The sequence below is a fragment of the Oleiphilus sp. HI0128 genome (genome assembly GCF_001635365.1).
On sequence record NZ_LWGG01000187.1, the window covers coordinates 1 to 608 of the forward strand.

Below are 608 nucleotides of genomic sequence, written 5' to 3' on the forward strand. Positions count from 1 at the left end.
AGGTGGAATTCCTCTTGCTTTAAGCTACAAGAGGCATTGATTTCCTGGAAGTTTTTATCATATTGGTTTTGTTGAGCTTGAGCGCGCTGATATTGTTCATAATATGGTGAGAGCACTCTCGCTGGTAGGGCTCTTTCAAGCCTTGCAAACTCGGGTGCTAAACTGTCGCAATATTGAACATGCGCATCGAGCGCTGAACGACACTGCTTATTACTCGCCTGCAATTTTTCAAGCTTTTCAATATGAGAAACCTGTGCCTGAATATCGCCTCTTTTAAGCAAAGCAGTCTTACGCTTTTCTTCGAGGGCCTGTTCTTCAGCATACAGTAATTCAAGCTCCTCGGGACTAGTCTGCTCTAGACCTTCCAACTTGGCCGTCAGTAGCGTGTGTCGCTCTTTTTCTTGTCGAAAGCGTTCAAACACCTCGCTAGAAACTCTGCCGTATATGTCCGTTCCCGTTAACTCTTCAAGAAGTTCTGCCCGGTCTCCCGAATTTGCATTGAGGAAGGCTGCAAAGCCACCTTGAGCCAGAAGCATGGATTTTGTAAAACGTGAAAAATCCAAGCCCGTTATTTCGGCGATATGTTCTAGTTTGTCGCGGAGCTTATC

Annotated in this window: 1 pseudogene; it reads right to left on the reverse strand. The window is 45.7% G+C overall.

Annotated elements, in window-relative coordinates:
• Positions 1 to 608: pseudogene (locus tag A3763_RS27960) on the reverse strand (hypothetical protein); the annotation flags it as partial.